The sequence below is a fragment of the Erwinia sp. GW821-FHT03D09 genome (assembly GCF_059420805.1).
On the sequence record NZ_JBWKUK010000006.1, the window covers coordinates 170576 to 190433 of the forward strand.

General features: G+C 56.5%; 18 protein-coding genes. 3 read left to right on the forward strand and 15 right to left on the reverse strand.

Annotated elements, in window-relative coordinates; genetic code table 11:
• Positions 1-5: 5 nt before the first annotated feature.
• The 4 genes from prfB to xerD all read right to left on the reverse strand — a co-directional run bounded on the left by prfB (position 6) and on the right by xerD (position 5285).
• A protein-coding gene (gene prfB, locus AC07U6_RS07765) for a peptide chain release factor 2 (RefSeq protein ID WP_494763713.1) occupies positions 6-1104 on the reverse strand; the annotation gives its coding sequence in 2 pieces (ribosomal slippage) (positions 6-1028 and positions 1030-1104; 1098 coding nt in all).
• A gap of 816 nt (positions 1105-1920) precedes the next feature.
• Entirely contained in the window at positions 1921-3642 is a 1722-nt protein-coding gene (gene recJ / locus AC07U6_RS07770) for a single-stranded-DNA-specific exonuclease RecJ (RefSeq protein ID WP_494763714.1), read from the reverse strand.
• A gap of 2 nt (positions 3643-3644) precedes the next feature.
• Entirely contained in the window at positions 3645-4346 is a 702-nt protein-coding gene (gene dsbC / locus AC07U6_RS07775; protein WP_494763715.1) for a bifunctional protein-disulfide isomerase/oxidoreductase DsbC, read from the reverse strand.
• 45 nt (positions 4347-4391) lie between these two features.
• On the reverse strand, positions 4392-5285 hold the full coding sequence (xerD, locus tag AC07U6_RS07780; protein ID WP_494763716.1) for a site-specific tyrosine recombinase XerD: 894 nt from the start codon (positions 5283-5285) through the stop codon (positions 4392-4394).
• Positions 5286-5385: 100 nt separating this feature from the next.
• Between xerD and fldB the strand changes: the two genes are divergently transcribed.
• Complete coding sequence (gene fldB, locus AC07U6_RS07785) at positions 5386-5904, forward strand: flavodoxin FldB (protein ID WP_494764546.1); 519 nt, start codon at positions 5386-5388, stop codon at positions 5902-5904.
• 93 nt (positions 5905-5997) lie between these two features.
• Here the strand turns inward: fldB and AC07U6_RS07790 are convergent, their stop codons facing one another.
• Together AC07U6_RS07790 and sdhE are read right to left on the reverse strand one after the other, a co-directional pair.
• Positions 5998-6411: a protein YgfX gene (locus AC07U6_RS07790; RefSeq protein ID WP_494763717.1), complete on the reverse strand. Its 414-nt coding sequence runs from the start codon at positions 6409-6411 to the stop codon at positions 5998-6000.
• The gene (sdhE, locus tag AC07U6_RS07795) at positions 6392-6658 is read right to left on the reverse strand and encodes an FAD assembly factor SdhE (protein ID WP_105592339.1); all 267 of its coding nucleotides are present in this window, start codon (positions 6656-6658) and stop codon (positions 6392-6394) included. Before sdhE ends, AC07U6_RS07790 begins: the two co-directional genes overlap by 20 nt.
• A gap of 212 nt (positions 6659-6870) precedes the next feature.
• On the opposite strand from sdhE, the gene ygfZ reads away from it, so the two are divergent.
• Positions 6871-7857 carry a tRNA-modifying protein YgfZ gene (ygfZ, locus tag AC07U6_RS07800; protein ID WP_494763718.1) on the forward strand — a complete coding sequence of 329 codons (987 nt, stop codon included), beginning with the start codon at positions 6871-6873 and terminating at the stop codon, positions 7855-7857.
• A gap of 36 nt (positions 7858-7893) precedes the next feature.
• Here ygfZ and trhA read toward each other — a convergent pair whose 3' ends face one another.
• Positions 7894-8547 carry a PAQR family membrane homeostasis protein TrhA gene (trhA, locus tag AC07U6_RS07805; protein ID WP_494763719.1) on the reverse strand — a complete coding sequence of 218 codons (654 nt, stop codon included), beginning with the start codon at positions 8545-8547 and terminating at the stop codon, positions 7894-7896.
• 208 nt (positions 8548-8755) lie between these two features.
• Here trhA and AC07U6_RS07810 point away from each other — a divergent pair, with 208 nt between their 5' ends.
• A complete protein-coding gene (locus AC07U6_RS07810; RefSeq protein ID WP_494763720.1) occupies positions 8756-9364 on the forward strand; it encodes an HD domain-containing protein in 609 nt (202 codons plus the stop codon).
• 24 nt (positions 9365-9388) lie between these two features.
• Here the strand turns inward: AC07U6_RS07810 and AC07U6_RS07815 are convergent, their stop codons facing one another.
• The 8 genes from AC07U6_RS07815 to AC07U6_RS07850 form a co-directional block, all read right to left on the reverse strand.
• Complete coding sequence (locus AC07U6_RS07815) at positions 9389-10132, reverse strand: SDR family oxidoreductase (protein ID WP_494763721.1); 744 nt, start codon at positions 10130-10132, stop codon at positions 9389-9391.
• Positions 10133-10200: 68 nt separating this feature from the next.
• A complete protein-coding gene (gene gcvP, locus AC07U6_RS07820) occupies positions 10201-13074 on the reverse strand; it encodes an aminomethyl-transferring glycine dehydrogenase (protein ID WP_494763722.1) in 2874 nt (957 codons plus the stop codon).
• Between the two features lie 117 nt (positions 13075-13191).
• Positions 13192-13578, reverse strand: coding sequence for a glycine cleavage system protein GcvH (gene gcvH, locus AC07U6_RS07825; RefSeq protein ID WP_105592345.1), 387 nt, complete (start codon positions 13576-13578; stop codon positions 13192-13194).
• Between the two features lie 95 nt (positions 13579-13673).
• The gene (gene gcvT / locus AC07U6_RS07830) at positions 13674-14771 is read right to left on the reverse strand and encodes a glycine cleavage system aminomethyltransferase GcvT (RefSeq protein WP_494763723.1); all 1098 of its coding nucleotides are present in this window, start codon (positions 14769-14771) and stop codon (positions 13674-13676) included.
• Between the two features lie 740 nt (positions 14772-15511).
• Positions 15512-16714, reverse strand: a complete 1203-nt coding sequence (ubiI, locus tag AC07U6_RS07835; RefSeq protein WP_494763724.1) for an FAD-dependent 2-octaprenylphenol hydroxylase — start codon at positions 16712-16714, stop codon at positions 15512-15514.
• A gap of 13 nt (positions 16715-16727) precedes the next feature.
• Positions 16728-17906, reverse strand: a complete 1179-nt coding sequence (ubiH, locus tag AC07U6_RS07840; protein ID WP_494763725.1) for a 2-octaprenyl-6-methoxyphenyl hydroxylase — start codon at positions 17904-17906, stop codon at positions 16728-16730.
• The gene (gene pepP / locus AC07U6_RS07845; RefSeq protein WP_494763726.1) at positions 17903-19219 is read right to left on the reverse strand and encodes a Xaa-Pro aminopeptidase; all 1317 of its coding nucleotides are present in this window, start codon (positions 19217-19219) and stop codon (positions 17903-17905) included. Before pepP ends, ubiH begins: the two co-directional genes overlap by 4 nt.
• Before the next feature lie 56 nt (positions 19220-19275).
• The gene (locus tag AC07U6_RS07850; protein WP_105592350.1) at positions 19276-19854 is read right to left on the reverse strand and encodes a YecA/YgfB family protein; all 579 of its coding nucleotides are present in this window, start codon (positions 19852-19854) and stop codon (positions 19276-19278) included.
• Positions 19855-19858 lie beyond the last annotated feature (4 nt).

The window sequence follows — 19858 nt, forward strand, 5'->3', positions numbered from 1 at the left end:
GTTCCTTATAACCCTGCTTTCAAACTTGCTTCGATAAAACGATCCAGATCGCCGTCCAGAACCGCCTGCGTATTCCGCGTTTCTACGCTGGTACGCAGATCTTTAATGCGTGAATCATCCAGAACGTAAGAGCGGATTTGGCTGCCCCAGCCGATGTCAGACTTGTTGTCTTCCGCCGCCTGCTTGTCAGCATTTTTCTTCTGCATTTCGTATTCATACAGCTTGGCTCGCAGCTGTTTGAATGCCTGATCTTTGTTCTTATGCTGAGAGCGGTCGTTCTGGCACTGCACAACAATGTTGGTCGGCAAGTGGGTAATACGCACCGCCGACTCGGTTTTGTTTACGTGCTGACCACCGGCACCGGAGGCGCGGTAAACGTCAATGCGCAGGTCGGCCGGGTTGATTTCGATATCGATATCGTCTTCAACTTCCGGGTAGATAAAGACCGAACTGAACGAGGTGTGGCGGCGGCCGCCGGAGTCAAACGGGCTTTTACGCACCAGGCGATGAACGCCGGTTTCAGTACGCAACCAGCCGTAGGCGTAGTCGCCGATAATTTTGATGGTGGCGGATTTAGTCCCGGCCACTTCACCATCTGACTCTTCGATGATTTCGGTTTTGAAGCCTTTAGCCTCTGCCCAGCGCAGATACATGCGCAGCAGCATACTGGCCCAATCCTGCGCTTCCGTACCGCCGGAACCGGCCTGGATATCCATGTAGCAGTCGGCGCTGTCGTACTGGCCGGAGAACATGCGGCGGAATTCCAGCTCGGCGAGTTTTTTATCTAAGCCATCCAGCTCGGCAACCGCTTCGTTGAAGGTATCTTCATCGTCGGCTTCTACCGCCAGCTCCAGCAGGCCGGAAACGTCTTCCAGACCCTGAGCCATCTGATCGAGGGTTTCAACAATGGCTTCTAATGAGGAACGTTCTTTACCCAGCGCCTGGGCGCGATCGGGTTCATTCCAGACATCAGGCTGCTCAAGCTCTGCATTTACTTCTTCGAGACGCTCTTTCTTGGCATCATAGTCAAAGGTACCCCCGAAGAACGCCGCTGCGCTCAGTGAGATCCTGAATTCGGTTCTTTACCGGATTAATTTCAAACATGGTTTTAGAATCTTTTTAGGTGATCGAAAAGGACGAGAATGTAACGGAGCAGTTTACCTGAAATAGCGTGCAGTTTGTAGTTTTGACCACGCTTTGGGCGCGTAATAATCCCAACTCGCGATAAATGGAGAAAGCAATGACCGTAACCGGTGTTCCGATGGCATTCACTTTTGCCGTGATGCGCGTGAACGTTGCAGAGAATGATTGCCAGATCCCGTTTGTTGCTGAAGGCTTCGTGGATGAGTGAACGTTACGGGGCGAACTGTGTGGGGAATTTTTCTCGCTTCAGGTGCGGTGCGCGGACGACCGTTACGGGACGCACTATGTGGAGCATTTTTCTCGCTTCAAATGCGGAGGCCGGGCGACCGTCAGGGGGCAGAACGCCGGATCGCCGTAAACACGTCCGTTTGGGCTTGGCTGCGGCATCCTTGCCGCAGACACCCGGCTTATCTGCCCCCTGACGGTCGCCTTCCGAATTACCGTATCGCTTTGGGTATGCCCCGTTACGTTCACCTTTCAGATATCGTATCGCTTCGGCGTTGCCCCGTTACGTTTACAGTTTGAGACGTCAACCGGCACTGAAATACGACCCCTACTTCTGTCTCCCGGAATAAACCCAGGCAAATGAGAACACTCGGTTTACTTGCAGCAACCCCATTGCCGATGGCCAATCGGTGACGGGCGGGTTTGCGGACCGTCGGGCGCAGGGACGCGCCCGTCGAGGTTACAGGGACGTATTCACGCCGAGTCCGCGAACCTGACCGACACCGATACGCCAGACCCAGAATCAGCCGCGACGATACCCACCCATCCCGGCTATAACGCCCAGAGATGATCGATAATCAACTGCACATTACGATTGCCGCGAAACTCATTCACATCCAACTTATAAGCCAGCTCCACGTGCCGCACGCTTGGATCGGGCCACAGTGCGGTATCAATATTAAACGCGATACCATCCAGCAGCGGACCACCGCCCATCGGTTCCAGCATAACCTTCAGATGGCGCTCGCCCACCAGCTTCTGCTGCAACAGCTTGAACTTGCCGTCAAACGTTGGCTCAGGGAACGCCTGCCCCCACGGCCCCGCATCGCGCAGCAGCTCGGCGGTTGGCAGCGTCAGCTCCTGCGCCATCAGCTCACCGTCGCTCCACACCACGCCCTGTAACGATTCCGCATCAAGCAGATCGGCAACCAGCTCGGCAAAACGCTGGCGAAACTCGTCAAATTTGGCCTCTTCCAGTGACAGGCCGGCAGCCATAGCATGGCCACCAAATTTGATAATCAGCCCGGGATTCAGCGTATCCAGCCGCTCGAGTACGTCACGCATATGCAGCCCCGAAATGGATCGACCAGAACCTTTTAACGTGCCGTCACCCGCCGGAGCAAACGCAATCACCGGCCGGTGGAAACGCTCCTTCAGGCGTGAAGCCAGAATCCCAACCACGCCCTGATGCCACTCCGGGTGATACATGGCAATGCCCAGCGGCAGCGCGTCACTGCTCTGCTCAAGGCTATTGCACAGCGCCAGCGCTTCCGACTGCATGCCCTGCTCAATCTCTTTGCGCGTCTGGTTCAGCGCGTCCAGTTCCCCGGCCAGCATCCGCGCCTGGCCGAGATCTTCACTCAGCAGTAGTGCAACGCCGACCGACATATCATCCAGCCTTCCGGCGGCATTCAACCGTGGCCCCAAAGCGAAACCTAAATCGCTGGCCGCCAGCTTGCTTGCATCACGGTTGGCGATTTCCAGCAGGGCGCGAATACCCGGGCGGCATTTCCCGGCACGAATTCGGCTCAGCCCCTGCCAGACCAGGATACGGTTATTGGCATCCAGCGGGACCACATCGGCGACCGTGCCCAGCGCTACCAGGTCCAGCCATTCGGCGAGATTAGGCAGCGAAGTCACACCGCTGTCGCGCAGTCGGGCGCGCAGAGCCAGCATTAAATAGAAGGCCACACCAACGCCCGCCAGCGCCCGTGACGGAAATTCGCAGTTGCTGAGGTTAGGGTTGACGATGGCGTCCGCCGCAGGCAGCGATTCCCCGGGCAGGTGATGATCGGTGACCACCACCGGAATGCCCTTCTGGTGCGCCAGTTCCACGCCCGCGTGCGAGGAAATACCGTTATCCACGGTAACGATCAGCTGTGCGCCACGGGCGGCGGCCTGTTCGACCACTTCCGGGCTGAGGCCGTAACCATCATCAAAACGGTTCGGCACCAGATATTTGATATTGCGCCCGCCCATGGCGCGCAGCGCCAGCACCGTCAGCGCCGTACTGGTGGCGCCATCGGCATCAAAGTCACCGACGATCATAATACACATGTCGTCGGCCAACGCCTGCTTGAGGATATCAACGGCGCGATCGATGCCGCTAAGCGAATGGAATGGATGCAGATTTTTGGCACCGCGCTCCAGTGCGGTAGCGTCTGTCACGCCGCGCTGGGCATACAGACGGCGCAGCAACGGGTTCAAATCGGCAGGAAGTGCAGCAGCATCCGCCGCCTGACGGCGACGGAGTTCGGTTTTAGCTTTGTGCAAAATCAGCCACCGTTTTTCTGGCTGTCGAGGTATTTCTTCATGTCCTGTGGCCCCTGATAGCCAGGGATCATGGCACCGTTTTGCAGCAGAATGGCCGGGGTACCCTGAATACCGAACAGAATGCCGAGCTTGTACTGCTGGCCGATATCCACTTTGCAATCCGCAGGCTGCACTTCTTCACCTTTCATTGCGGCATCAAAGGACTTACGACGATCGGCGGTGCACCAGATCGACTTCATCTCTTTCGCCGCCTGCCCGTTCATCCCTTCGCGCGGGAAAGCCAGATAGCGCACAGTAATGCCCAGCGCATTGTAGTCGGCCATCTGCTCATGCAGCTTGCGGCAGTAACCGCAGGTAATATCGGTAAAGACGGTAATGACGTGCTGCTCTTTCGCCGCCTTGTAGACAATCATGTCCTTGCTCAGCGCTTCGACTTTCTTTTCCAGAAGCTGATTGGTGACGTTGACCGGCTGCGCGCCGCTGACGTCGTACAGAGGACCCTGCATAAAATGCTTACCGTCTTCGGTGACGTACAGCACACCGCTTTCCGACAGAACGGTTTTGAAGCCCGGCAGCGGCGATGGCTGGATTTCCGTTTGCTGCAGGCCAAGGCGATTCAGCGACTGCTGGATTGCCGCATCGTCAGCGTGGGCTAGTCCAGCGATCGACGCGATCAGAAAAGAAAGTAACAGACGGGTCTTCATTTTATATCCTTAATAGGCTCCTGAGAGGGCCATATTGTAAATCACTTAAGCACGCGGATGGTGCTGATGATGCAGCTGGCGCAGACGTTCTGTCGCCACGTGCGTATAAATCTGGGTCGTTGACAGATCGCTGTGCCCCAGTAACATCTGTACGACACGCAAGTCCGCGCCGTGGTTCAGAAGGTGGGTCGCAAAAGCATGACGCAGCACGTGCGGTGACAGCTTTTCACTGTCGATCCCCGCCAGTGTGGCGTAATGTTTGATACGATGCCAGAAGGTTTGTCGGGTCATATGCTGCGCGCGGTTGCTGGGAAAAAGCACATCCAGCGCCTGACCATTCAACAACCATGGGCGACCATATTCGATAAACCGTTCTATCCAGTATATCGCCTCTTCGCCCATCGGCACCAGCCGCTCCTTGTTGCCTTTACCAATCACCCGCACCACGCCCTGCCGCAGACTCACGTCGCTCAGCGTCAGGCCCACCAGTTCGCTGACGCGCAGACCGGTGGCGTACAGCAGTTCAAGCATGGCTTTATCACGTAGTTCGATCGGCTGTTCTTCGCCGGGTGCCTGAAGCAGTCGGTCAACCTGTTCCTCCGAGAGATCCTTCGGCAAACGCTGCGGCAGTTTGGGGGATGACAGCAGCGCGCTCGGGTCGTCAGCACGCAGCTTTTCACGATAGAGATACTGAAACAGGCGGCGCATCGCGCTCAGCAATCGTGCCGAGCTGCTGGCCTTGTAGCCGCCTTCCAGCCTTTCAGCCAGGAAGCTTTGCAGATTAACGGTGTCCGCATCCAGCAGCGTCAGCTGTTGATGGGCTAGCCAGTCAGTCATCGATCGCAGATCGAGCCGGTAGGAGATGACGGTATTTTTCGCCAGATTGCGCTCGATCCATAAGGCATCGAGAAATTGTTCAATCAGATCGCTGTCCTGCACGCTATTTCCTCCAGGTCAGGGTTTACGGCGATTATGCCTTATTGTTACCCATATCTGGTATTATCGCTGCCATGCCTGAAGAAAAATGAGTTTTACTTCCATGAATATTGGTCTGTTTTACGGCTCCAGTACCTGTTACACCGAAATGGCGGCCGAGAAAATTCGCGATTTTATCGGCGAAGATTTGGTCACTCTGCATAACCTGAAAGATGATTCACCGCACCTGATGGAACAGTATGATTTGTTAATTCTGGGTATCCCAACCTGGGATTTTGGTGAATTGCAGGAAGACTGGGAAGCGATCTGGACCGATCTTCCTGAGCTGAATTTACGCGGTAAAATCGTCGCGCTGTATGGCATGGGCGATCAGGGGGAATACAGTGAATGGTTCCTTGATGCGCTCGGCATGCTGCATGAAGTACTGGCACCGATTGGCGTTCAGTTTGTTGGCCGCTGGCCGATTGAGGGCTATGAGTTTACCAGCAAAAAACCGCTGACCGCCGACGGCCAGCAGTTTGTCGGCCTGGCGCTGGATGATGTGAATCAGTTTGAACACACCGATGAGCGTATCGCCCAGTGGTGTGAGCAGATTCTGACGGAAATGGCCGAGCTGCTTTAAATGCGGCTAAGGGCAAATCCTCTAAACGGTTTGCCCACGGCTATACATCTCTGTGCGCGAAAAATTGGCGAGTGTACCACTCTGTTCGCACAGCTATGCATCATCCGACTGTTTTGGCATGAGCAGATGCTGCCGCAGCAGGCGCCACTCGGCGTTTTCCATACTGTCGATGCCCAGCCACAGCCACTCACGCTTTCCTTCCGCAGAGCGCAGGGGCAGCATAATCGCCCAACGCCCAATCCACGGTTTTGCAACGAGAAACCACTGTTGCCGCCGCCAGTTAAACTGTCTGGAAGACAGCAGCTCAATGGGTCCGGTACGTGAAAGGATGCGCCGCTGACTGCGGATACTTTCCATAAGCACCAGCGTCAAGAGCACTATCCAAACCAGGGTATAGCTACCAGGCCAGGGGATAAGCAGCAGCAGCAAAATAACTGCGCCGTGTATCAGCAAAGACTGCCACTGTGCTGCCCAGGAAACTCTCAGTTCACATCGCCACAGGACCACGTTGCTGATTTCTCTCCTGAATCAGTGCCACCATTCGCCTAAGCTCAGGATCGGCCGGCGCTCCATGGTTCATCAGCCAGTTAAACAAGTCGGGGTCGTCGCTCTCCAGCAGGCGAACGAACACTTTTTTGTCACCGTCGCTCAGCGAATCAAACTCGTACTCAAAAAATGGCATAATTGAGATGTCGAGTTCCCGCATGCCACGACGACATGCCCAGTGAATGCGTGATTTATTGGTAATATCCATGTTACTCAGAGTCAGTTAATCATACAGGCTTCCAGTGTACCCCTTTTTACCCCGCTGTTGATGCAGCAATTTCTAGCTTGCGAGACATCACGCAAAGCTTGCAGGGTTATCACGCCTTTTGTGCCGCTTTTGCCGGAAACTGGTTGCAAAGCAATGCGTCTCTCTTAACATGAGAAGTATTGTTAATTTTTTTTTCAATTCAGGACTGAATCATGCCAATTATTGCTTTTCCGCCTCGCCAGCCACAGGCATCCGCTCAGCTTCCGCTGACGCTGATTTCACTGGAAGAGTGGGCGCTGGTTACCGCCACGGGCCAGGACCGGGTGAGCTATCTGCAGGGACAGGTGACGCTGGATGTGGCGGCGCTGGGTGCCGATCGCCATCTGCCTGCCGCCCACTGCGATGCGAAAGGTAAAATGTGGAGTACGCTGCGCCTGTTCCATCGCGGAGAAGGCCTGGCCTATATTGAGCGCCGCAGCCTGCGTGATACCCAGCTGACTGAATTGAAGAAATATGCCGTATTCGCCAAAGTGACCCTGGCCGCCGACGATGAATCGGTGCTGCTCGGTCTGGCAGGCGAACAGGCGCGTGAAGTACTGGCCGAGATTTTCGCGGTGCTGCCGGACGCCGATGCCCCGGTCGTCCAGCAGGATGAAAGCACGCTGCTGTGGTTCGATCTGCCCGCCGAACGCTTTCTGCTGGTCACCAGCGAGGAAAAAGCCGCTGAAATCCAGCAAAAGCTGGCTGATAAAGCGGCGCTGAACAACAGTAATCAGTGGCTGGCGCTGGATATTGAGGCCGGTTTCCCGATTATTGATGCGGCCACCAGCGCGCAGCTGATCCCGCAGGCAACCAACGTTCAGGCATTGAATGGCATCAGCTTTAAAAAAGGCTGTTATACCGGTCAGGAAATGGTAGCGCGTGCCAAGTTCCGTGGAGCAAACAAACGCGCGCTGTTTTGGCTGGCGGGCCAGGCGGGCAGCGTGCCTGCCGCTGATAGCGCGTTGGAAATGCAGATGGGCGATAACTGGCGCCGTACCGGTACGATTCTGGCAGCCTGCCAGCTTGAAACGGGCGATGTCTGGGTGCAGGCGGTGCTGAATAACGATCTGGAAGCCGATACCATTTTGCGCGTGCTGGGTGATGAAGGCGGCAGACTGACCATTCAGCCGCTGCCGTACGAGATCACCGCCGGCTGATAACGCACGGGCTGGCCGGGGAACCGGCCAGCCTGTTTACATCACGTAAAGATAGATAGCGAAGAAATGGCAAAGGCTGCCGCCCAGCACAAAACCGTGCCAGATGGCATGGTTGTAGGGTATCCGCTTCGCCACGTAGAAAATGACACCCAGCGAATAAATCACGCCCCCCGCTGCTAACAGCCACACGCTGCCCGCAGGCAGTTTCGTCACCATCTGGTAGATAACGATCAGCGACAGCCATCCCATCAGCAGGTAGGTCACCAGCGACAGTGCTTCAAAACGATGGGCAAAGGCCAGTTTAAAAACGATCCCCGCCAGCGCCAGGCTCCAGATCACCACCATCAGCCCGTGAGCCAACGGTGATTTCAGCCCCACCAGCAGAAATGGCGTATAGGTACCGGCAATCAGCAGGTAAATCGCCGAATGATCGAGTTTTTTCAGCCAGTATTTGGCCTGCTGATGCGGAATAGCATGGTAAAGAGTGGAGGCCAGAAACAGCAGGATCATACTGCCGCCGTAGAGGCTGTAGCTGGTAATGGCCAGCGCTCCGGCGCGGCTTTCAATCGCCTGAGTCAGTAACAGTACCAGCCCAATAACTCCGAACAGACAGCCCACGCCGTGACTGATACTGTTGGCAATTTCTTCGGCCAGCGAGTAGCCACGCGTCAGTATTTTCTGATGAACCATATCAGTTCGTTCTCTCTTATTAATCATCATACGGCCAGCAAAAGCCGTGGTCGATAAATCATCACCAGCCTAGCTGAGAATAATTTCAGAGTACACATGTAAGCTTAAAAAATTCTGTGAAACCATGTAATACACATTCTCCCGTGTACCAGGTAAACGTTTCCCTTAAACTATCCATGAACTTTTATCAGAGAATAAGCGAGTCATTATGTCTGACAGGGTAGCAGCCTTAGATTTCGGTGCGATGACCGAAGTCGTGCAGTTTTTAATGGAATTGGACAAGCTTAAAAGCGTCGAGCGCCGCACCCGGCTGCTTGATAATACCCGGCAGGAAAATTCCGCCGAGCACAGTTGGCATCTGGCGATGGCCGCCATTAGCCTGGCACCTTTTGCCACTGAAACTATCAACGTGCCACACGCGGTCCAGCTGGCGCTGGTGCATGATGTGGTGGAAATCGATGCCGGGGACGTACTGGTGTATGACCTTGCCGCGCGTGAAGCCGTTCAGCAGCAGGAACTGGCCGCCGCCGAGCGCATTTTCGGCATGCTGCCTGCCGCGCAGAGCCAGCAGTTCCGTGCGCTGTGGAACGAATATGAAGACGGGGACACTGCCGAATCGCGCTTTGCTAACATGCTCGACCGCGCACTGCCGATCATGCTCAACCTGCACAATGAAGGGCAAAGCTGGAAAGAGAACGGCATCCGTCTTGAGCAGGTTAAAGCACGGAATATAAAGCTCGCCGAGCAGTGGCCGGAACTGTGGAACCATCTGCAACATCACCTGGATAACGCCCACGCCAGAGGCTGGTTACTTTAATAACCTGCCCGGAATTGCCCGTCTTTATCGGCCCCCTGCAGCGTCAACGATCGTCCCGGTCACGTAGGACGCATCGTTGCTCAGCAGCCAGGCGATAATTCGGGCGATCTCTTCAGGGTGACCGCCGCGCTGCATCGGAATGCCCGGCGCCACGCGATCTACCCGTCCCGGCTCGCCGCCATCGGCGTGCATTTCCGTGTAGATAAACCCCGGGCGCACGCCGTTTACCCGAATACCCTGCGCCGCTACCTCAAGAGACAAACCTTTGGTCAGCGTATCCATCGCGCCTTTTGAGGCCGCGTAATCAACATATTCGCCCGGAGAACCCGTACGAGCCGCTGCGGAAGAGACGTTAACAATCCCTCCCCCCTTACCGCCGTGATGAAAAGCCATACGTTTAACGGCTTCACGACAGCAGATGAAGCTGCCGGTCACATTAGTAGCAAATACCCGGTTAATACGCTCCGCCGTCAGCTGTTCCAACGTAGCCTGCTGAAACAGTATTCCCGCATTGTTCACCAGCGCGGTCAGTTGGCCCGGATAACGATCGATTTCAGCAAACATCGCCATCACCTGGGCTTCATCAGACACATCGGCCTGGATGGCAAACGCACTGCCGCCCTGCCCGGTAATCTGTTCCACCACCTCTTCGGCGGCATCTGCCCGCCGGGCGTAATTAACCGCGACGGTCCAACCCAATGTGGCAAGCAGCAAAGAAGTCGAGCGGCCGATACCACGACCGCCGCCGGTAACCAGAGCGATATTCATTGAACCTCCAGAAAGCAAAAGGGACGACTAACGTCATCCCTTAAAGCTATCACATCAGGCCATCAGCCTTATTCGTATTCACTCATCGGTACGCAGGAACAGAACAGATTGCGGTCGCCGTAAACATCGTCCAGACGCTTAACCGTTGGCCAGTATTTGTTGGCGCTGCCCGCCGGGAACACGGCCAGCTCGCGGCTGTAAGGATGCTCCCAGCTGCCAACGATTTCCATCTGGGTATGCGGCGCATTAACCAGCGGGTTGTCTTCAGCGGGCCATTCGCCCGACGATACGCGGTCGATCTCATTACGAATGGAAAGCATGGCATCGATAAAGCGGTCAAGTTCGACTTTGCTTTCGGATTCGGTTGGTTCCACCATCAGCGTTCCCGCCACCGGGAATGACATGGTCGGCGCGTGGAAGCCGTAATCGATCAGGCGCTTGGCGATGTCCAGCTCGCTAATCCCGGTCTGCTCTTTGAGCGGACGAATATCCAGAATACATTCGTGTGCAACATGGCCAGCACGACCGGTATACAGAATCGGATAAGCCGACTTCAGGCGGGTTGCAATGTAGTTAGCATTCAGAATCGCTACCGAACTGGCCTGCTTCAGCCCCTCCGCGCCCATCATGCGAATATACATCCAGCTGATTGGCAGAATAGAAGCACTGCCGAACGGTGCTGCGGATACCGCGCCCTGCTCGGTCAACATGCCTTCAATCTGCACAACGCTGTGACCCGGTACAAACGGTGCCAGATGCGCTTTTACGCCAATTGGGCCCATGCCCGGACCGCCACCGCCGTGCGGAATACAGAAGGTTTTATGCAGATTGAGGTGCGAAACATCCGCACCAATATAGCCTGGCGTGGTGATGCCCACCTGCGCGTTCATATTGGCGCCGTCCAGATAAACCTGACCGCCAAACTGATGAACGATCTGGCAGACTTCACGAATGGTTTCTTCGTACACACCGTGGGTTGACGGGTAGGTCACCATAATGCAGGAGAGCGCTTCACCCGCCTGTTCCGCCTTAAGGCGCAGGTCGTGCAGATCGATATTTCCCTGACGATCGCAGGCAACGACCGCCACGTCCATTCCCGCCATCTGCGCGGAAGCCGGGTTGGTGCCGTGAGCGGAGCTGGGGATCAGACAAATATTGCGGCCGCCTTCGTTACGGCTTTCATGGTAACGACGGATCGCCAGCAGACCGGCATATTCGCCCTGCGCGCCCGAGTTCGGCTGCATGCACAGCGCATCGTAGCCGGTTAGCTGCACCAGCCACTGGGAAAGCTGGCCGATCATCTGCAGATAGCCGGTAGCCTGCTCTGCCGGGCAGAACGGATGTAGCTCGGCAAATTCCGGCCAGGTAATCGGGATCATCTCAGCAGCCGCGTTCAGCTTCATGGTGCAGGAGCCCAGCGGGATCATCGCCTGGTTCAGCGCCAGGTCTTTCCGCTCCAGGCTGTGCATATAGCGCATCATCTCCGTTTCGCTGTGATGACGGTTGAACACCGGATGCGTCAGAATGGCATCCTCACGCAGCATGGCTGGTGGAACGGAGTGGCTGTCAACGCTGAGCTGAGCATCCAGCGCATCGATGTCCAGACCGTGCTCTTCACCCAGCAGGATAGAGAACAGCGCCGCGACATCTTCACGACGGGTGGTTTCATCCAGGGTAATCCCTACCGCGTGCAGAATGTCGGTGCGCAGGTTGACGCCGAAACTCAGGGCGCGTTCCAGCACTGCCGCTTTATCGGCTACCTCCACCGTCAGCGTATCAAACCAGCTGCGGTGGCGCAGGGTCAGACCGCCTTTTTGCAGTCCGGCGGCCAGGATATCGGTCAGGCGATGGATGCGCCCGGCAATACGCTTCAGCCCGACCGGGCCGTGGAACACCGCATACAGGCTGGCGATATTGGCCAACAGCACCTGTGAGGTACAGATATTGGAGTTCGCTTTCTCGCGGCGGATATGCTGCTCGCGGGTCTGCATCGCCATGCGCAGCGCGGTATTTCCGGCGGCATCGCGGGAAACGCCGATGATACGGCCAGGCATGGAACGCTTGTGTTCGTCACGGGCGGCAAAGAAAGCCGCGTGTGGACCGCCGTAACCCATCGGTACGCCGAAACGCTGAGCCGAGCCAAAGACGATATCCGCGCCCTGTTTACCCGGCGCCTGCAGCAGCACCAGGGTCATAAAGTCGGCGGCCACGCTGACCACGATCTTTTTGTTTTTCAGCTCGCTAATCAGGCTGCCGTAATCATGCACTTCACCACCGGTACCCACCTGCTGTAACAGCACGCCAAAGACATCCTGCAGCTCAAGAACTTTTTCCGCTTTATCGACCAGCACCTCAAAACCAAAGGTCTCCGCACGAGTACGCACCACGTCCAGCGTCTGCGGATGTACATCATCGGCTACGAAGAAGCGGTTAGCGTTTTTCAGCTTACTGACGCGTTTCGCCATCGCCATCGCTTCCGCTGCGGCGGTTGCTTCATCCAGCAGCGAGGCGGAAGCAATATCCAGCCCGGTCAGATCCAGCGTCAGCTGTTGGAAGTTGAGCAGCGCCTCAAGGCGGCCCTGAGAAACTTCCGGCTGGTAAGGGGTGTAGGCGGTGTACCAACCCGGGTTTTCCAGCATGTTGCGCAGGATCACCGGCGGCGTCAGAACCGGGGTGTAGCCCATGCCGATGTAGGATTTATAACGCTGATTCTGCGCCGCAATCGCCTTCAGCTCGGCCAGAGCCTGATGTTCGGTCAGCGCATCACCAATCGGCGGCGGGCTGGGAAGCTGAATATCTGCGGGGACAATCGACGAGATCAGGTCGGTCAGTGAATCTGCACCGACGGCATTCAGCATGGTGGCCTGCTGCTCTGGCGACGGTCCGATGTGGCGTTCAATAAACGCGCCGTGATGTTCAAGCTGGCTGAGAGTCTGGGTCATGAGCGGTAAATCCTGCTTCGGGCTTATTGCGACAAAAGGGTTACCGGTGATGGCTCACCGGCGTTGTCAGCGGCGAGGGCTGAAATCGTTACGCCCTCGCCGCGACCGGTTAAGGCATTACTCTTCGATAGACGCCTGATAGTCGGCGGCGCTGAGCAAATCATTCAGTTCGGACTCATTGCTGGCTTTGATTTTGAACAGCCAGCCGTCGCTGTAAGGATCGCTGTTAACCAGCTCCGGCGAGGATTCCAGCTCGCTGTTAACAGCAATGATTTCACCACTCAGGGGCGCATAGATATCGGACGCCGCCTTAACGGACTCCGCTACCGCGCAGTCATCACCCTGGGCGTAGGTATTCCCGACTTCCGGCAGATCAACAAACACCATGTCACCCAGCAGTTCCTGAGCGTGTTCGGTGATACCTACGGTGTAGCTGCCATCGGCTTCTTTGCGCACCCATTCATGGCTGTCACGATATTTCAGATCGGTTGGTACATTGCTCATCGACATTCTCCAAAAAAGATAATTCCGTTAAACGCTCATGCCGCGGGTGCGTTTGCAGCCCCTGCCCGGCACGGACAGAACGGGTAGATTCAGATTTATTTTGTTACCGGTTTACTGGCGCGGACAAAAACAGGTTTAGTGACCTGCACCGGCACTTCGCGGTTGCGAATTTGTACAATGGCCTGTTCACCGAATCCGGCGGGAACTCGTGCCAGCGCAATGCTGTAGCCCAGCGTTGGGGAGAACGATCCGCTGGTGATAATGCCTTCACGCAGGTTACCGTCAGCGTCAGTGAAACGTACCGGCAGTTCGTTACGCAGTACGCCTTTTTCGGTCATCACCAGCCCAACCAGCTGCTCGGTGCCGGTTTTGCGCTGGGATTCGAGGGCTTCACGGCCAATAAATTCCCGGTCGGCAGGCTCCCACGCAATGGTCCAGCCCATATTGGCCGCCAGCGGAGAGACGCTTTCGTCCATCTCCTGACCGTACAGATTCATACCCGCTTCCAGTCGGAGCGTGTCGCGTGCGCCAAGACCTGCGGGCTTAACGCCTGCCGCCAGCAGCCCTTGCCAGAACGACACCACCTGGTCAGACGGCAAGGCAATTTCATAGCCCGCTTCACCGGTATAACCAGTGGTGGCGATAAACAGATCGCCCGCCTGCACGCCGAAGAACGGCTTCATACCGCTGACCGCCGCGCGCTGAGCCTCATCAAAAAGCGTCTGCGCTTTCTGCTGGGCATTCGGGCCCTGCACCGCGACCAGCGCTAAATCATCACGCTCGTTGATTTCGATGCCGTAAGGTGCCGCGTGTTCAGAGATCCATGCCAGATCCTTTTCGCGGGTAGCGGAGTTCACCACCAGTCGGAAAAAGTCTTCGCGCATAAAGTAAACAATCAGATCGTCGATAACGCCAGCGGAAGCATTCAGCATGCCGGTGTAAAGCGCTTTGCCCGGCTGTGTCAGTTTTGCCACGTCGTTCGCCAGCAGATAGCGCAGGAACTCCCGCGTGCGGGCACCATGCAGATCGACAATGGTCATATGCGAAACGTCGAACATTCCGGCATCGGTACGCACCGCATGATGCTCATCAATCTGTGAACCGTAATGCAGCGGCATCATCCAACCGTGAAAGTCCACCATGCGCGCACCGCAGGCTTGATGCTGTTCGAACAACGGGGTTTGCTGAGTCATAGTCTTCCTGTGCTGTCTGTCCGCCATCCTTGTGGATGCAGAGTGATTGACGCGCCTGTTTACCGCTCGTTAGCGGTCTGACGCAAACGTTATCTTGGCTTTGAAGTTACCACCGAAAATGGCAATTAACCATAAGTTAAACGGGGTCGAAATCACAGTTCAGCAATAAAGCCCCCGCACTCACTACCAGTATCAATCGCTACTTAATTGAAAAAATTAACACAAAAACAATAATAAATAGCCTTCAATGCAGATGAATCGCAAAGATTCCGCATTCGATGTATAAAAAACGACTCCGGGAATTTTCTTATCGCATTAGTAAAAATAATGCGAATGAATGCGTAAAATTAGAATAATTCAAACGAAGCACAATGATGGGGCGGCGGGTGCACCATTGGTGCAAGCGGGATTAAAAAGAGGGAATTCGGCGATGCAGAAGTGACTAAGCAAACCGGCGACTCCCTCGAACGGGCAATCCGCAGCGCTGAACGGAATGAGGAAGCCAGTATGAGCCAGCAGGACGCTGGCGAAAGGGGTAGCCGGGGCAGGACGCTCCGTCTGCTCCGGTACGAAGGCTGACGAGTGAAGTGAAGGCATCGCGCAAAGCGCGACGCGAGGACCGCCCGGGCGAGGGAGCCGCCGGTTAGCGTGAGCACCGCATCAAGAAAACAACACGGTTAACACTCCCATAAAGCATTCAGCTCCCTGTCAGAGTCGGAACAAACCAGAGTCTCGACCCGTTAACGCAGCCACTCGGGCAAATCATGCAGCCCCATCGCCTGCTTCAGCAACTTCGGCTTTACGCCAGGCAGCTTATCCGCAAGCGCCAGCCCGACATCGCGCAACAGCTTTTTCGCCGGATTATCACCGTCAAACAGTTCGCGGAAACCCTGCATGCTGGCCAGCATCAGTGCCGCGCTGTGCTTGCGGTTGCGCTCATAGCGCCTGAGATACAGATGCTCACCGATATCCCGCCCCTGCTGATGCAGGCGCCGAATTTCGCCAATTAGCTCAGCGGCATCCATAAAGCCAAGATTCACACCCTGGCCCGCCAGCGGGTGGATAGTGTGGGCAGCATCGCCCACCAGCGCCAGGCGATGGGCGGCAAAACTGCGCGCAAAGCGCCCCATCAGCGGGAATACCTGACGATCGCTTTCCAGCTCGCACAGCCCCAGACGCAGATCAAAATGCACCGACAGCTGCTGGTTAAACACCTCTTCCGGCATTGATTGCAGGCGAGTGGCTTCCTGCGGCGGTAGCGACCAGACAATAGAGCACAAATGCGGATCGCTCAGCGGCAGGAAGGCCAGAATACCTTCGCCGTGGAATACCTGCCGGGCCACCGCATCATGCGGCTTCTCGGTACGAATATTAGCGACCAGCGCATGATGCTGATAATCCCAGAAGGTTAACGGAATATCCGCTTTGTTCCGCAGCCACGAGTTCGCACCGTCGGCGGCCACCAGCAGACGGGCGGTCATCATGCTGCCGTCTTTCAGCGTCACAAACGCTTCGTTATCGCCAAAAGCAACCTGCTGCAGTTCAGCTGGCGAAATCAGCGTGATATCGCTCAGGCTCTCTGCATGCTGCCACAGCGCCTGGTGAATCACCCGGTTTTCAATAATGTGCCCCAGATGCGGCAGGCCCTGCTGTTCATCGTCAAAGGTGATATGACCAAAGCTATCGCGATCCCAGACTTCCATGCCGTGATAGGCGCTGGCACGCGTGGCAAGGATCGTGTTCCAGACGCCAAGATGCTGCAGCAGCCTCTCGCTGGCGGCGTTAATGGCCGAAACGCGCAGCGCATGGGGCGCATCAGCGGCAGCGGCAACCGGCGCTTCGCGCTCCAGCACCGCCACGCGCAGGCCACTCCCCTGCAGGCCACAGGCCACCGCAAGACCAACCATACCGCCACCGGCGACGATGACATCAAATGTTTGCATTACTGCTTTCTCCTCAACGCTTAACCCAGCCTAACGTGCGCTCAGCCAGCAAATTACGTAATGGCGGCAGATGATCCATCGCCAGCAGCCCAAGATTGCGCCCTATCGTTAGCGACATATAGCGATTGGCAAACAGCCGGACCAGACCATCGGTCACACCAATCGTGGCCTGAACATCCGGCTGGCGGCGCTGTTGATAATGATGCAGGGTGGCATAATCGCCCACGCCCTGCCCACTGCGCCAGGCGGCAGCCACCGTTTCGGCCAGTGACATCACATCGCGAATACCCAGATTGAATCCCTGCCCGGCAATAGGGTGCAGCGTCTGGGCGGCGTTGCCCACCAGCGCAAGGCGGTGAGAAATATGCTGTGAAGCGGTTTGCAGCTGTAGCGGATAGCTGTGGCGCTGACCAACCTGAGTGAATCGCCCCAGACGCCAGCCGAAAGCGCGCTGAAGCTCGCTGAGAAAGCGCTGATCGCTCCAGCCGTCAACTGCGCTTTTCTGTGCCAGCGGATGACACCAGACCAAAGAGCTGCGCCCGCCAGACATCGGCAGCAGTGCCAGCGGGCCGTGTTCGGTAAATCGCTCAAACGCCTGCCCGCCGTGTGGTAGCTGGGTGGAGACATTGGCAATCACCGCCACCTGCTGATAGTTATCGCTGTTCCACTGCATCCCACAGGCCGCCGCGACTTTTGAACGCGTACCATCAGCCGCCACCAGTAAGTCGGCATCCAGCACGTCGCCGTTGTCCAGCGTAACGCTAACCTGCTGCTGCGTACGCGCGACGTTCGCCACGGTATTCGGGCAGCACAGCGTGATGCCGGGTGCCTGCTTAAGCCGGGCAAACAGCCGCTGCCCAACGTCGTGCAGTTCCACCACGTGGCCCAGCGCCGAAACGCCATAGTCGGCAGCATCCAGTGAAACAAAACTGGCATGGCCGCGATCGCTCACGTGAACGTGGGTTATCGGCGTGGCACAAGACTCCAGCGCCGACCATAAATTGATCGCCGCCAGCTGCTGGCTGGTGCCTTCCGCCAGCGCAATAGCCCGCCCGTCAAAACCCGGATGCGTCCGGCTTTCAGGTTCCCTGGCTTCAACCAGCGTCACCGCCAGCTGTCCCTGTGTCAGATGGGAGATCGCCAGAGCCAGTGTCGCGCCGGCCATTCCTCCCCCTGCAATTATTATGCTCATTGCTGCTTCGCTGCCGCCATCAGTGCTTCAATTTCATCGGCATCTTTTACTACCGTATCGGTCAGATTTTCGTTGCCGTCCGCGGTGATAATGATGTCATCCTCAATGCGAATGCCGATACCGCGATACTGAGCGGGGACATCGGCATCCGGTGCGATATACAGACCCGGCTCAATGGTCAGTACCATGCCCGGTTCGAGAAGCCGATCGCGGTCCACGCCGTAATGGCCGACGTCATGCACGTCCAGCCCCAGCCAGTGGCTGAGGCCGTGCATAAAGAACGGGCGATGCGCCTGTTCGGCAATCAGCGTATCAACATCGCCGTGCAGAATGCCCAGATCCACCAACCCGCTGACCATAATCGTCACCACTTCCGCCGTCACTTCACGAATGCTGGTGCCGGGGCGATACAGCGCCAGCGCTTTATACAACGAGGCGAGAACGATGTCGTAGATTTCACGCTGCGGCGCGGTGAATTTACCGCCAACCGGGAAGGTACGGGTAATATCACCGGCGTACCCCTGATATTCACAGCCGGCATCGATCAGCACCAGCTGGCCATCGCGCATCTGACTTTCGTTTTCGGTGTAGTGCAGAATGCAGCCGTTTTCTCCGGCACCAACGATAGTGTTGTAAGAAGGAAAACGTGCTCCGTGGCGATTAAATTCATGATGAATTTCGCCTTCCAGCTGATATTCGTACATCCCGGGGCGTGACTTCTCCATTGCACGGGTATGTGCCAGCGCGCTGATGCGACCGGCCTCGCGCAGCACCGCCTGCTCTTCAGCCGATTTAATCAGGCGCATTTCGTGTACCCAGGGACGCCAGTCGGTCAGCGTTGCCGGTGCTGAAAGGTTCTGCCGTGAACCGCGACGCAGTTTCTCCAGGGCGCTAAAGACGATTTCATCCATCTGACCATACTGGCCCTGCGCGTGGTACACCACGTCGAGTCCGTTAAGCAGCAGATGAAGCTGTTCGCCAATCTCGCCCCACGGCAGCGCGCGATCCACAGACAGCGCTTGCGGTGCGGCATCCTGACCCAGACGACGGCCAAACCAGATCTCAGCGGTGAGATCGCGCACGCGGTTAAACAGCACGCTGTGGTTATGACTCTCGTTACTTTTAATCAGAATTAATACCGCTTCCGGCTCGTTAAATCCGGTGAAATACCAGAAATCACTATTTTGGCGGTAGGGGTATTCGCTGTCGTTACTGCGCGTCACTTCCGGCGCGGCAAAAATCAGTGCCGCACTGCCGGGGGCCATTTTCGCTAACAGCGCCTGGCGACGGCGTAAAAATTCCTGCTGGGTCATTTGCTCTCCTTAAGTTACGGATTCACCGCTTGCAAGCCTTCAGGGCATGCTTTTGCTTAATGCAGGGTTGGCTTTTGCACGACCACGTTGGTAGGTGACGAACGGGTAAAGGTATCGTGGCACAGCAGCGCGGCAACGCGCACGTACTCGATCACCTCTTCCAGCGACTGCTCCAGCTCGTCCTGATCTTCATCTTCGTCGTAGCCCAACTGAGCGATGGTACGCAGATCGTCGATGGCTTCGCCGGTTTCACCCTTCACTTTATCCAGCTTAGGCTGAGTAACACCCAGACCCAGCAGGAAATGGTTGACCCATCCCGCCAACGCGTCGGCGCGGTCAAACACGGTAATATCCTCATCGTCCGGCAGATAAAGCTGGAACATAAAGCCGTCATCTTCGAGAGAATCGCCAATGGCCTGATGCAGCTCCTGCAGCGGCAGCGACAGAGACTGGGAGAAAGCCATACCTTCATTGGTCAGGTCATGAACCAGCGCCTGCCAGCTGCTGTCCTGATTACCGCCGCAGAGCAGACCGCTGATCAAACCGTGCATTTCGGCGGGGGTCATACCTACGCCCTGCTGTGTAAGTGCTGAAGCCAGAGTGTTGTAACCCGGCATTACGTTAGATAGTGACATTCGT

Bases quoted from the DNA above. Each gene is read 5' to 3' on its own strand.
- ubiI (WP_494763724.1), bottom strand. From the start codon at position 16,714: ATGCAAACATTTGATGTCATCGTCGCCGGTGGCGGTATGGTTGGTCTT.
- ygfZ (WP_494763718.1), top strand. From the start codon at position 6,871: ATGCCAATTATTGCTTTTCCGCCTCGCCAGCCACAGGCATCCGCTCAG.
- sdhE (WP_105592339.1), bottom strand. From the start codon at position 6,658: ATGGATATTACCAATAAATCACGCATTCACTGGGCATGTCGTCGTGGC.
- fldB (WP_494764546.1), top strand. From the start codon at position 5,386: ATGAATATTGGTCTGTTTTACGGCTCCAGTACCTGTTACACCGAAATG.
- gcvH (WP_105592345.1), bottom strand. From the start codon at position 13,578: ATGAGCAATGTACCAACCGATCTGAAATATCGTGACAGCCATGAATGG.
- gcvT (WP_494763723.1), bottom strand. From the start codon at position 14,771: ATGACTCAGCAAACCCCGTTGTTCGAACAGCATCAAGCCTGCGGTGCG.
- ubiH (WP_494763725.1), bottom strand. From the start codon at position 17,906: ATGAGCATAATAATTGCAGGGGGAGGAATGGCCGGCGCGACACTGGCT.
- pepP (WP_494763726.1), bottom strand. From the start codon at position 19,219: ATGACCCAGCAGGAATTTTTACGCCGTCGCCAGGCGCTGTTAGCGAAA.
- trhA (WP_494763719.1), bottom strand. From the start codon at position 8,547: ATGGTTCATCAGAAAATACTGACGCGTGGCTACTCGCTGGCCGAAGAA.
- dsbC (WP_494763715.1), bottom strand. From the start codon at position 4,346: ATGAAGACCCGTCTGTTACTTTCTTTTCTGATCGCGTCGATCGCTGGA.
- AC07U6_RS07815 (WP_494763721.1), bottom strand. From the start codon at position 10,132: ATGAATATCGCTCTGGTTACCGGCGGCGGTCGTGGTATCGGCCGCTCG.
- AC07U6_RS07810 (WP_494763720.1), top strand. From the start codon at position 8,756: ATGTCTGACAGGGTAGCAGCCTTAGATTTCGGTGCGATGACCGAAGTC.
- AC07U6_RS07850 (WP_105592350.1), bottom strand. From the start codon at position 19,854: ATGTCACTATCTAACGTAATGCCGGGTTACAACACTCTGGCTTCAGCA.
- gcvP (WP_494763722.1), bottom strand. From the start codon at position 13,074: ATGACCCAGACTCTCAGCCAGCTTGAACATCACGGCGCGTTTATTGAA.